12 protein-coding genes are annotated in these 13183 nt (G+C 41.7%); 4 read left to right on the top strand and 8 right to left on the bottom strand.

The features are described from left to right. Window positions 1-3 precede the first annotated feature (3 nt). From fliG to ACXAFE_RS04495, 5 genes are all read right to left on the bottom strand, one after another. Entirely contained in the window at window positions 4-1056 is a 1053-nt protein-coding gene (gene fliG / locus ACXAFE_RS04515; RefSeq protein ID WP_010560585.1) for a flagellar motor switch protein FliG, read from the bottom strand. Beyond that, window positions 1049-2761 (bottom strand): flagellar basal-body MS-ring/collar protein FliF, encoded by a 1713-nt coding sequence (gene fliF / locus ACXAFE_RS04510; RefSeq protein ID WP_475149223.1) that lies wholly within the window; start codon window positions 2759-2761, stop codon window positions 1049-1051. Before fliF ends, fliG begins: the two co-directional genes overlap by 8 nt. 19 nt (window positions 2762-2780) lie before the next feature. Further along, window positions 2781-3113 carry a flagellar hook-basal body complex protein FliE gene (fliE, locus tag ACXAFE_RS04505; RefSeq protein WP_010560587.1) on the bottom strand — a complete coding sequence of 111 codons (333 nt, stop codon included), beginning with the start codon at window positions 3111-3113 and terminating at the stop codon, window positions 2781-2783. A gap of 206 nt (window positions 3114-3319) precedes the next feature. Continuing rightward, window positions 3320-4717, bottom strand: a complete 1398-nt coding sequence (locus ACXAFE_RS04500) for a sigma-54-dependent transcriptional regulator (protein ID WP_475149221.1) — start codon at window positions 4715-4717, stop codon at window positions 3320-3322. 2 nt (window positions 4718-4719) lie between these two features. Next, window positions 4720-5820, bottom strand: coding sequence for a sensor histidine kinase (locus ACXAFE_RS04495; RefSeq protein WP_475149219.1), 1101 nt, complete (start codon window positions 5818-5820; stop codon window positions 4720-4722). 126 nt (window positions 5821-5946) lie between these two features. On the opposite strand from ACXAFE_RS04495, the gene ACXAFE_RS04490 reads away from it, so the two are divergent. The 4 genes from ACXAFE_RS04490 (at window position 5947) to ACXAFE_RS04475 (ending at window position 8236) form a co-directional block, all read left to right on the top strand. Then, complete coding sequence (locus ACXAFE_RS04490; RefSeq protein WP_475149216.1) at window positions 5947-6534, top strand: DNA-3-methyladenine glycosylase I; 588 nt, start codon at window positions 5947-5949, stop codon at window positions 6532-6534. Window positions 6535-6654: 120 nt separating this feature from the next. Beyond that, window positions 6655-7194 (top strand): cytochrome b, encoded by a 540-nt coding sequence (locus ACXAFE_RS04485; RefSeq protein ID WP_475149214.1) that lies wholly within the window; start codon window positions 6655-6657, stop codon window positions 7192-7194. A 53-nt stretch (window positions 7195-7247) separates the two neighbouring features. Then, entirely contained in the window at window positions 7248-7808 is a 561-nt protein-coding gene (locus tag ACXAFE_RS04480; RefSeq protein ID WP_010560592.1) for a YceI family protein, read from the top strand. Between the two features lie 134 nt (window positions 7809-7942). Next, window positions 7943-8236, top strand: coding sequence for a PAAR domain-containing protein (locus ACXAFE_RS04475; protein WP_010560593.1), 294 nt, complete (start codon window positions 7943-7945; stop codon window positions 8234-8236). A 31-nt stretch (window positions 8237-8267) separates the two neighbouring features. On the opposite strand, the gene ACXAFE_RS04470 is transcribed toward ACXAFE_RS04475, so the two are convergent. From ACXAFE_RS04470 to ACXAFE_RS04460, 3 genes are all read right to left on the bottom strand, one after another. Continuing rightward, window positions 8268-9503, bottom strand: coding sequence for an anthrax toxin-like adenylyl cyclase domain-containing protein (locus ACXAFE_RS04470; RefSeq protein WP_475149203.1), 1236 nt, complete (start codon window positions 9501-9503; stop codon window positions 8268-8270). A 9-nt stretch (window positions 9504-9512) separates the two neighbouring features. Continuing rightward, window positions 9513-11639, bottom strand: coding sequence for a PDC sensor domain-containing protein (locus ACXAFE_RS04465; protein WP_475149198.1), 2127 nt, complete (start codon window positions 11637-11639; stop codon window positions 9513-9515). 165 nt (window positions 11640-11804) lie between these two features. Continuing rightward, on the bottom strand, window positions 11805-13049 hold the full coding sequence (locus ACXAFE_RS04460; RefSeq protein WP_475149195.1) for a hypothetical protein: 1245 nt from the start codon (window positions 13047-13049) through the stop codon (window positions 11805-11807). Window positions 13050-13183 lie beyond the last annotated feature (134 nt).

The raw sequence follows: 13183 nt of genomic DNA, 5'->3' as shown, positions 1-13183 counted from the left end.
AAATTAGAGGAACTCCTCACCACCGCCGCCACCAAGCATAATCTCGCCTGAATCAGCTAAGCGTCGTGCTATGCTCAGAATTTCTTTTTGTGCCGCTTCTACTTCACTAATGCGAACCGGACCCATTGCTTCAAGGTCATCAGCCATCATTTCAGCCGCACGTTTAGACATATTCTTAAGGATCTTGTCTTTAAGTCCTTCGTCTGTTCCCTTAATTGCTTTCATCAGTACATCTTGCTGTACTTCACGCAGAATTGCTTGAATACCGCGGTCATCGACGTCAATTAAATTATCAAATACAAACATCAAGTCTTGAATTTGCTGTGACATTTCTTCGTCATGTTCACGAATTGAATCCATCAACTGCCCTTCAACATTGGTATCTAGGTAGTTCATAATATCTGCCGCCGCTTTTAAGCCACCCATTTTAGCAGCTTGCGCACCAGCCTGACCTGCGAATTGTTTTTCCATAATTTCATTCAATTCTTGTAGTGCGGCAGGTTGCACTTCTTCAAGATTGGCAATACGCATGGTTAAATCGAGACGCACTTTCTCAGGAAATTGATTAATAATTTCAGCAGATTGTTCTGGTTCTAAATAGGCCAAAACAATGGTTTGGATCTGCGGGTGCTCATTACGAATAATATTCGCTACTTGTTTCGAGTCCATCCATTTCAGTGAATCAAGCCCTTTCGCACCTGAGCCCATGATAATTTGGTCAATTAGGTTCGCTGCTTTTTCTTCACCGAGCGCTGCGGTAAGCGCTTTCTTGATAAAGTCTTCAGATTGGAAACCAATAGTACTGAAGCTTTGAATTTGGTCGATAAACAGCTTGTGTACCGCGGCAATTTTGTCTTGGCTTAAATCATCTAAGCCCGCCATCGCCATACCTACTTTTTGTACTTGCTTTGGTTCTAAGTGCTTTAAAATCTGCGCGGCATCTTCTTCAGATAAACTCAGTAATAAAATCGATGCTTTTTCTACGCCATCAAGTTTATCTACGTCAAAGCCGCTACTTGTTGTTTGTTCTGCTACTTGCGTATCTTGATCAGTCATCTTCAGTTAACCACGCTTTAACTACTTGAGAAGAAAGTTCTGGCTCATTTGCCACTAATGCTCTTACTGCTTTCAATAAGTCTTCATCACCATGTAAGTCTGGTAATTGTAACGTACCATCTGGGCTAAAGCCGACTGCCGATTCGTCAAATTCTTGACTGAGCATATCAATGGTATCATCACCTAAGTCTACACCTGCTGATAGGCTTGCGTCATCATAATCCTCAGTCGTGTCTTCTGGATTAATCAACTTGCGTAACATTGGACGCACAACTGCAAGAATAAGCACGATAATAACCAAGGCACCTAATGCTAATCTGATTACTTTGAAGAACCATGGTTGCTCCCAAATTGGTAGCTCAATCGCTTCACTGAATTCTTCTTGTACAAACGGAATCGTCACGACTTCTAACGCATCGCCACGCTGCATATCAAAGCCGATGCCACCTTGCAGTAAACGGCGGATATTCGCTAATTCTTGCTGAGTACGCGGATCACGTGTCGCTTCGCCACCTTCAGCTACACCGTTTGTGTAGTTCACCGCAACCGATACGCTGATACGACGGATCACACCGGTTTGCTGACGCTTATGTGAAATGGTGGTATCAAGCTCATAATTACGGGTTGCTTCTTTACTGTTTCTACTTGGCAATGTGTTTTGTGCTGATTCATCGCCTGTTTGTTCTGGAATTTGCGAGTTAACAGGCGGTTGATTAGTTAACGCACCTGGAATGCCCACTGCAAGGCCGCCAATATTGGTGTCTTCACGTGTCATTTCACTGCGTACCGCAGGTAAGTCTGGGTTAAAACGCTTCTGCGTTTCTTCAATTGAACTGAAATCCATCACGAGATCGACCTGCGCAGTATAGTTACCTAAACCAACAACAGGGATCATAATTGAATCAATTTTTTCTAAGTATTCTTGTTCACGTTTACGTTCAATTTCATATTCTTTACGCGAACGCGCGGTAAGTGAGTTCTGCGAGCCCGAGTTAAGCAAGCGACCATTTTGGTCTGTTACCGTTACTCGGCTAGGCTCTAGCCCTTGTACCGCAGAGGCGACCATATCAACAACCGAGTCAACTTCTTCACCGTCAAGTGTGCGACCACGTCTTACCGTTAATACAACCGTTGCACTTGGCTTTTTCTCTCGGCGAGCAAAAACATTTTCTTTTGGAATCGCTAATAGAACTTTAGCGCGCGCTACTTTACTGAGTTCTTCAATAGTACGTGCAAGCTGCTGTTCACGTGAATGCTTTAAACGCTCTCGCTCTAGACGCTGGCTCACGCCAAAGCCCATATCTTGCATTAAAATTTCGGTGCCTGACGAAGGTACTTGCTCAAGGCCTTCTTTAGCCATCAATAGCTTGATATTTTGATACGCTTCAACTGGTACCGAAACAACATTACCATCGAGCTTATATTCAACTTTTTGTGCGTCTAAGAATTCAAGCGTTTGGATCAGTTCATCCATTGGCATTTTGCCAAGAGGGCGCATATCAGGCTCTTTCGCCCAAATCATGATAAATACGGCAATTGCGACACAAATTGTCAGTGCAATAATGAGCGTGACTTGGCGCATTACATCAACACCACTTAAGCTGCCAAGAAACCCTGATTTTTGTTCTTGATTACCACCATCTGCATCGCCGACACCTAAGTCGTTAGCGTCTAGTGTTGATAAATCTGTTGATGTATTAGCCACAACCCTACTCCACTATTTCTTATACAGGCATGTTCATAATGTCTTTATAAGCTTCAATAAGCTTATTACGCACTTGAACGGTTGCTTCAAACGCCACCGAAGATTTTTGCGATGCGATCATTACTTCAGCCAGTGACACATTGCGGTCACCCATTTCTAACGCCGTTGCTTTCGCTTTAGAGTCTTGCTGTAAACCGTTAACCGTATCGAGCGCATCTTTTAATAGATTATTAAATTCAACCTGTGAGCTACCTTGAATAGATTCAATAGGCTGTTTCGGTTTAGAAAAGTTACTTGCTTCAACTGCAAGTGACTGCATTTCTTGATAAAGATTGTTTGGTGAAATGTTCATACTAACAAACCGTAAAAATTGACTTAATAAGATTAATGCAAGCTTAATGCCAAAAATAAAATAAATTAAATCAAGATGTTACAGCGGCATTTTTTTGACTTTGATAAAATTTAGACATAAATCGAGCCTCTTACCAGAGGCTCGATTTAAAAAGTGGTCTATTTGTGGTGCTCAGTACAATGAGATTCTTATGTAATTACTTAGTTTTATGCGGGTAATTCAATTCCCATCTCACGCATTTTTGCTAATTTATAACGCAGTGTTCGTGGGCTCATACCAAGACGCTCAGCAACGTCTTTACGCTTGCCATCACACGCGCGAAGCATATCTAGGATAATTGAGTTTTCTTTATCTTTAAGCTCTTGTTTATAACCCTGAGCATCATCTACTTGGGTTGATTGCACTGTTGCGACGTCAGGTGCTACTTGCTCAAGTTGTTCAGAAACCTGCTGTATTTTTGGCGTCAAGCTTGTTGGTTGCATGCTTGCTACCGAGCCTAAGAAAATATCATCTGCGGTAATCATTTTATGGCTTTGCAAAATAAGTGCGCGCTGCACAACATTTTCAAGCTCGCGAACGTTACCTGGCCAGTTGTAACTAAGTAATTTTTGTTTAGCTTGTGCGTCAAACTGCACCGGCATGTCATTATTATGACGCTGAATTAGATGCTCTGCCAATGGCACAATATCCCCTGGACGCTCAGCAAGTGGCAACCACTCTAGCGGAAAAACATTAAGGCGATAATACAAATCTTCGCGAAAAACGCCTTGCGCCACCGCCTCTTTTAAGTCGCGGTTAGACGTTGCAAGCACGCGAACATCTAAATTAATGGTTTTGCGAGAGCCAAGACGCTCGACTTCACGCTCTTGCAGTACACGCAATAATTTAGCCTGTAGGCTCAAATCCATCTCAGTAATTTCATCGAGTAAAATGGTGCCGCCTTGCGCTTGTTCAAACTTACCGGGACATGCTTGAATAGCGCCGGTAAATGCGCCTTTCTCATAACCAAATAAAGTAGCTTCCAGCATATTTTCAGGAATGGCCGCGCAGTTAATCGCAACAAAGTTCTGCTCTGCACGCGGTGAACTATCATGAATATAACGTGCCATCACTTCTTTACCTGAGCCACTTGGCCCAAGCACCATAACAGATGCATCAGATTTCGCTACTTTCTCTGCAAGTTGCATAAGCGCTTTACTAGCTGGGTCTTCAACAATTGGCCCATCTTTAATGGCTTCTTTTTCAGGTAAATAACGACTTACCATGTTTAATAGCACTTCTGGTGCGAATGGTTTCGCCATGTAGTCGATGGCGCCTAAGCGCATCGCTTCAACCGCATCGTCAATGGTCGCGTAAGCTGTCATCATTAATACAGGTAAATCAGGGTAGTTAAGCTTAATACTTTTAAGTAAATCGATACCTGACATTGTGCCCATTTGCACGTCACTGACCACCATTGAAATACCGCCTTCTTTAAGCTTAATAATCGCTTGTTCGGCACTATCGGCTTCAACACAATTAATGTCAGCCAATGCTAGGGTGTCGACTAACGCTTCTCGTAAACCAGAATCATCTTCTACGACTAATACTTTTGCATCGTTCATAATTACTCCCAACACGCTGTTTTAGAGATAATCGGTAGGTACAAGTTAAACTCAGCCCCGCCAAGCTCACTATTGCCGGCTTTTACAAACCCTTGATGGCTGTTAGCAACCGATTGAACCACGGCAAGACCTAAGCCGGTACCGTGTGATTTAGTAGTGAAGAAGGGCTCAAAAATCTGTTGAATAGCCGTTTCACTTAGTCCTGTGCCGTTATCTTTCACCGAAATTTTGACGTGATCTGCGAATTTTTCAGACCGCGTTGCACTTAACTCAATTTTTCCACCTTGACCGCAAGCTTGCACCGCATTGTGCACTAAGTTGCTGATTGCACTGCTCAGTGCCACTTTATTAGCGATAATTTCAATATCAGGCTCAGGCAATTTAAGGTCAAGAACGCATTGCTGGCGCATAATCATTGCTTCTGAAGCGTGCCTTACATCCGTTAGCAAGGCTTGCATAGATACAGGTGCAAGTACCTGTTGCTCGCCACTTTTGGCAAATAACAGCATATCGTTTACTTGGCTTTCCAAATCTTGCAAACGCGACATTAACTTTTCATGAAAATTACTACGTGCTGTTGGGTTTAATTTTTCTGACGACAAATTAGCGGCGTACAACATCGCCGCTGATAATGGGGTTCTTACCTGGTGCGCTAATGATGCAACCATTTTACCAAGCGCACTCAAACGCTGCATATGTGCGATGCGTGATTGTAATTGACGTGTTTGCGTAAGATCGGTCATTAAAATCAACTGGCCTGGTTCAGGTGTAAGTGGCGAAATATCAAGTTTCACTAATCGACCGTCGCGAAGCGTTACTTCGTGACCATCACTACCATTAGGCGCAAAAGAACGCTGAATAATAGTAAACCAACGCTCGCCTTCTAACGGCTCTCCGAGTAAGTCAATCGCGATTTGATTGGCCTTTGCTACCATGCCGTTACCATCAAGCACAATGACACCCGCAGGCATAGTATCAACCAAATGGCTAAGCCAGCTTGCCTGTTTTCTTAATTCACTAAGTTCACCCACGTACTTTTCCTGCATCAAACACGGGTTGTATACCTCTTGAAATTGTTGGGGTATGATTTGAGCTAACGCCATAGTTACACCAAATAATTTACTCTAACTAATCGGTGTAGATACACAAAACGTGCCAATTTTTATTTTCAATAAATACAGTAAGTTAAGTGTAACAACAAGACGTCAATTATTTGTCTAAGGGATTTTATGTGTTTTAGATGCGAGTGGTTAGATACGACTAAAGCTGATTATGTAGCCTATCACGACACCCAATGGGGCGTGCCTTTGTTTGATGATAATGCACTGTTTGAATTCCTCACACTAGAATCAGCGCAAGCCGGACTGAGTTGGTACACAGTTTTAAAAAAACGCGAGAACTACCGCAACGCGTTCGCCAACTTTGACCCAACTGTGATAGCCCAATTTGATGAAGCAAAAGCGCTTGCCTTAATGGAAGATAAAGGCATTATTCGCAACCGCTTAAAAATTAATGCTGCAATTAACAATGCACAGTGCTTTTTAGCAATACAAAAAGAGTTTGGTAGCTTTGCTAACTATCAATGGCAATTTGTAAACAATAAACCTATTGTCAATAACATCAATAGTAAAGCTGACTACCAAGCCACCACCGCCGAGTCGCAAGCCTTCGCGAAAGATCTTAAAAAACGAGGCTTCAAGTTTTTAGGGCCTACTACTGTGTATGCTCATATGCAAGCATGTGGCATGGTTAATGACCATCACAACCAATGCTTTCGCAAAGACGAAGTAATTTCACTTTACTCATCGCTTTTTTAATACCCTTTCAGCTTAAACACCTCTATTAATAGTCAAAAGTGAATAATGAATTCACTTTTGAGCTATTCACATTCAAATGAAGCTCAATTAAAGTATTCCAATCTATTTAAGGAAATGATTATGCTTCTCGATTCCAACACTAAATTCGGTACTATTAGTAAGCTACTTCACTGGCTTAGTGCACTTGTTATTTTCGCATTATTTGGCGTTGGATTTTGGATGGTTGATTTGAATTATTACAGTGAGTGGTATCGCACAGCACCCCATTGGCACAAAAGTATTGGCATTTTATTACTGGCATTCACGCTAGTGCGCATTGCTTGGAAAGTGGTTACGGTATCACCTAAGCCGATTTCTACCCATTCACCTAGAACACGCACTGTAACAAAACTAGGCCATTTGGCGCTGTATGGGATTTTATTGATAATTTTGACCAGTGGTTATTTGATCTCAACCGCTGATGGTCGCGCAATTGCTGTTTTTGACTGGTTCGGAGTAGCAAGTTTAGGCGAATTAATTGCAAATCAAGAAGATATTGCGGGCAGTATTCATCAATATGCCGCTTATAGCTTAATGGCGATTGTTGGTATTCATATATTAGCGGCGTTAAAGCATCACTTTATTGATAAAGATGACACTTTACGCCGAATGGTTAAGTAACCTCAGATTTGGCTAGTCAAAGCTCAGGTTGTATAAATTTAAAGGAAACAATTATGAAAAAAACACTATTAGCAACAGCACTTACAATGGCAAGCTTAACAATGCCAGCAATGGCTGCAGATTATGTAATTGACACCAAAGGCGCTCACGCATCAATTAATTTTAAAGTAAAGCATTTAGGCTACAGCTGGTTAACAGGCCGTTTTAATACCTTCTCAGGTGAATTTAGCTACGACGAGAAACAACCTGAAGCAAGTAAAATTTCAGTTAATATTGATACCACCAGCGTTGACTCAAATCATGCAGAGCGCGACAAGCATTTACGCGACAGCGACTTTTTAGATGTCAAAAAGTTTTCTACAGCAACATTTAACAGCACAAAAGTGAAAGATTTAGGTGATGGTAAACTGGCTATTACCGGTCTTTTAACGCTACAAGGTATTGAGAAAGAAATTACTATCGATGTAGAGAAAATCGGTGAAGGTAAAGATCCTTGGGGCGGTTACCGCGCAGGTTTTGCAGGTACTACAGCGATTCAAATGAAAGACTTCGGTTATAAAATGGATTTTGGCCAAATCGATTTCGACCTTCACATTGAAGGCATCAAAAAGTAATACGCTGATCACAGCGCATTAAGGCAGCAATTAATGCTGCCTTTTTTGTAGTCCCTTATGCCCACAACGCTTGTTTAGCGCGTAATTCCGAGTACACTAAGACATAACTCCCAACTCGCTGATAAGGAATTTCAATGCCTGGTTTACCCGCTGCAAGAATTACTGATATGCATGTTTGCCCAATGGTAACAGGCGTAGTGCCCCATGTTGGCGGTCCAATATCAGGGCCTTCTGTACCAAACGTGCTTATCGGCGGTTTACCCGCAGCCGTAGTTGGCGATATGGCGGTATGCGTAGGCCCACCAGATGTGATTGTGAAAGGCAGCACATCAGTATTAATTAGCGGCCGCCCTGCGGCACGAATGGGTGATACAACAAGCCATGGCGGCAATATCGTATTAGGCATGCCAAACGTATTGATTGGTTAAAAGAAAACGCACTTTAAAGCGCATTTTCTTTTTAAAATCCTAAATCAATATTTTGATATTCTTTTAACGGGAAGCCTTTCATATTTCCGTGTTTTCCTAACCACTCAACAAGGATCTTCATCCACTGGAAGCCCAGTTTAAAATTCCAAATAGGGTTAAATAGCGGCACATAATCCATTTGCACTAGCTGCGCCCGTAAAGTACGCACATCTTGTTCGCTTTCCATTATCCAAATTCTGCCATCGGGAAAGTAAATAACCGCTTCGTAATCGACTTCGTCCACCATCGGTCTTCCTGCTTCATCACTATGGTGAATTACCCAACCACCACTGCCTAGCTTCATACAACCAGCATTTACGCGCACCGCGATTTCTTCAATCAACAGTGATAAGTTTCCGGTATGTGCGCCTTCTTGGCGTCCATATTCTTGATACGTGCGAATAAACGTGTCACTGCCATCAACATCGCGCTGCCAAAAGCCATCTTTTTTACCGTTGGTAGCTGCCTGCACTACTTTGCGCTCTTCCTCTGAGAAAAATCTATTTTTCGGAAACACGCCCCACAGATCGTAATCACCAGTTTGAACGCCCTTAAAATTAGAAGGCGCCTTGGCACCAAAGCCAAGCGGGTTAGTTAAACCACATACTTGAATATAGTTTTGATCTGTTGCGACGGTAACACTATGCTTTCGCGCCTCAGGACAATGTGCAACCAATTCGTTATCTTGCGCATAACACACCGCCCAATCACTATTAGTTGGACTATAAGCGCGCGACGTTTGTGCAATTTGGCTTACTTGAATAAGCACGAAGTTATGCTTTTTACCATCTTTTGATGCAGCAGTAATGGTGTACATATGATCATTAATACGCTGTTCTCGGTAAGCTTTACTCGCTCTTAACATCAGTGCCGGCAACGCTGCTTTGCGTTCAGAGCTAATGTAGAGTGGAATCGCCATTGCGCCATACTTGTTCATCGCTTCGGTTATTTTTCCGTCTTGCCAACTCCTTGCTGTGCTATCTGTGCCCTTTTTACCAAGAGACGGGTCGGCCAAAACGAAACCAGCCATAGGCCCCCAGTCAGACGATTTCGCTTTAACATGGTAACCTTTGGTGGCATAGCCTTCACGAATAAGCTGAGTTGCATAAATGCCAACCGCGCGTGATGCAACCACAGTGTCGGTCTCTTTCGCTACATTAGCAAAAACAGTTGAGTGCTCTTGCGGTATACCTGCGAGTTGTTCCGCATTTTCAATTCCATTTTTCATTTGGTTGCCTTAGTAGTAGGTCATTATTGTTGTTATAAATATCATCACTGTTAACAGTGGCCAGAACCAGATATTCGCGATACGTTTGTAAAATTTTGCATCACCTCGCGACGTTACCGCTTTGTAGTATTGATGCGCAATTAGCATAAATGCCGACGCGAGCAGGTAAAGTAAGAAATAGAATATCTCAAAATACACTACTTCATCTATTTGTAAGTGCTCACGAATACTATAGTGGGCAAGTAAAATAGTAAAAACTACCGCGGTTATATTGTTACGTAAGTCACCATATGGGGTGTAAGCCATACTAACAACACACGCGTAAAGTAAACACACCATGACCATTACCGGTAATAAGGTTGTTACAAACGGGCCTAAGAACTCACGTTCTAAATTAACACTGTAATTGAGCTCGGCGTTAACATCTTGGTTAGTAAATGTTTCAAGGCCAAAGTTAGTATTATAGTTTTGAAACGTGTACTTAAAGTAACTTTGCACTAATTTCCACTCTTCCATAACAATATCTGTTGCGACTGCAGGATTGTCCTTTTTACCAAGTTGCTCATATGACTCTAAATCTGGCACAAGCACCACATTACTGCCTAAGTCAGATGCATTTAAGCGCAACACGATATTTTTATGATCAAACGGGTATTTTGAGTAATCAAATTGCTGACGCGTAACAATTGAAAAGTGCCAACCAACCAGTAATGAACCATCACTCAGCTCTTTACGAAAATCTTCTTCAATTGATGATTCTATCGCTTCGTTAAAGCCAATTTTCGCGCTCAAAAACGCACGCTGCTTACTCGTCAGTTTCTGCCACACTTTACCCGTTAAATGAACATTGTTAGCATTAACGAATTCTATCGATTCGATGTAAACCCCTGTCGCAACATAATTAGGCTCATCAACGCGCATCTGTTGCATTCTGTTGCTATAACTAGTTTCGAATGCTTCTCGCTGTGCTGTAGAGGTGACAATAACCGTATCAGCCGCCTCAATTGCATTAAAACTGCGCGCAAAGTCTAACACCACAATACTGCTCAGCATTAATACAATCGAAATAGAAATATTATTTTGCGTCCAGTTGATTTTGCGTCTGCGCGTTAATAGCAGAATAATGAAAATCAAAGTAGCGGCGTAACAGCTAATCGCAATAATATTAGTTTGGCGTCGAAAGTCTTTGTCGATCTCAAACATGTCTGACGACATTCGCGTAATCAGCAACCAGTTTGTATGTGGGATTAACGTACACGCTGCATAGTGTTCGTCATTATCAAGGGTTTCGCCATTAAAGAACAAGTAGTCGAGGCTGGGGTTAAAGCACTGATTGATTTGCTTGAGGTATTTAAATTCTTCCGTACTTGCAAGCGATGCTTTATTTTCAGATTCGCGCACATGGGCATAAACCGGGTGAGAAATTAGGTTTTGTTCTGTTGAGAATATAACACCATAACCACCTAAGCCTAATTTCAGCTTTCTCAAAGACGCTGTCAGGTAATCTAATGACACATCAGATGGAATAACACCTAGCGGGTATTCGCCATTGGCTTTTGCCGATTCAGATGCATAAAACGGCACTGAGTAGGTCGTCATTAATACATTATTTTGCGGCTCATAATAGGGTTCTGTCCAAATCGGTCCTTCTTTTAATGGTCTGTGATACCAACTAAATTCAATGTCGGGTTTATCGTAATCCAGTAAATCAAACTTGCGCTCGACTCCGGTTAGGCGTTCATAATAAGGGCTGAAATATCGCGTATATTTATCATATTGATACGGATGAAAAGTCACATTAAGCGAAAAAATATCGGGATTATTTTTAAACTCATATTCAAGTAATTCAGGCGCATAGCGCTTATCGTCAAGCTTTGTAATTTGCTTTTCAAACTCATCAACATGAAACATTGTCTCTGCTAATTTTTCGCCGATTTGCTTTGCGGCATCGAGAGTTTGTTGTTTTACTTGCTGCCTCACATCGGATTTAAAGCGACTGTGTTTTTGATAAATCGCAAACGTTGCAAAAAGAGCACTAAGCAGACTAAATAATAAGCAAAATACTAAAAGAGGCGTAATAATTCGACTGCTAAAAAAACGCGCTTTTCGAATTCGATTAGATTGAGGTAGATCCATTTTTAAAGTTTCTTATTGTTATACTAATAACGAGAATAAACATCTCATTTAAGGTAGTCTGACTCTTATAAAAAAGCACTAAACGAGCATTACAATCAACGTCATTGATCCCTTGTTATCACTACACACTTTCCAAGGCACTTCGATTATGTTGGCATAAAGTAGTTATATTACCGAGCTAATCGGAAACGCCGCCAAATTACCTTTAACAACGAAAGAGTTACCCATTAACACGTCATAATGGTGACGGTTAACTATATCTTTTTCTTTGTACTGTCGCTGTAATGCCAGCCCCGTAAACACCGAAGTCAGCTGCTTAGGATTAGTCGATTTAATGCGCTGTACTGCATCAATTTTGCCAAACCACCCATTGGTAAATTTAGTATAAGACTTGCTTTGCATCTTGGCGTATTGTAGCTGTTTCGACAGTATAATCTTATAGCAGCCCAACAGCTGTTGCTGCGATAGCGGGTTAATGCTATTTGATTTAAACTTACATCCCCAACTGCACAGTACTTTAAATGCGAAATCACGTGTAACAAAACCGGGGTTATTAAGCATTGTTTCGGTTATTGCTTGTCCTTGGCCATCTTCTGCAGCATTACCCACTAGAGTGCCATGCCGTCCAGGCATAAAAGTGGTGTAAAACTTTGTTTTGGTGTGTAATTCAGGCATGCGAGCTTTAAAGCCACTTGAACGCTCATCCTCTGCGAAAACAGCTACGAAATGCGCAACATTAGCGCCTAATTTTTTGTAATCTTGAAACGGGTTAACACCACCTGGAACCGGATCTAACGCAAAAATATTAACTTTGATTGTGTTAGCTAATGGATGTTTATTAAGGATATTGGCAAATTCAAAACAACTCACGCCACCGCGGCTCCAACCAATTAGATTAAGCTGTGTAATCGGCGCTTTTGCTCGTGCTGTTTTTATACGCTTCACAAGCGAGCGCATATGAACTTGTAAATCCTGACTTAGCGCATTCACTTCTTGCTGCCATTTGTCATAAGCAGCCGTTGTACTGTGCGTAATAATGCCTAAACCACCGAGCGAGTACTTGTTTGGTTTGCTGTCTTTTAGCAAGCCTTCAGCACGTTTTTGAGTTTCAGCGAGATCTTGTTCAAATGGAAAACCAAGTACCACGCTTAATGCATGCTGCATATTACTCGCAATACCAGAGCCAAATAGCGGTGCAAGTGCGCCACCGTAGTAACTCTTGCTAAACTTAGTGAATTCTGTTTCATTACCACTGCCTACACCATCGACGATCATATAGTCTTGGTATTCAATGCCTTGTGCGTGTTTGGCCAAGCTGCTAACAAGTTCGCCTTGATGAAAAACATGCTTTTTATTGTAGTCTCTCGCGTTTGACGATGTGCCACAGAAAAATATGGTAAACGTGCTCACTTAGTTACTCCACTAACGTACTAAATTTTTAAATTGAGAGCCTAGTTATACCAATTCAATTAAATAGCTGGTCATTCTAGCGGGTTAAATATGATGCTAACTGCGTTTAAATTTATCTAATGTATAACAACTAC

This window comes from Pseudoalteromonas sp. ABV4_021 (assembly GCF_056159365.1).
This window is presented reverse-complemented; position numbering and strand designations above follow the sequence as displayed.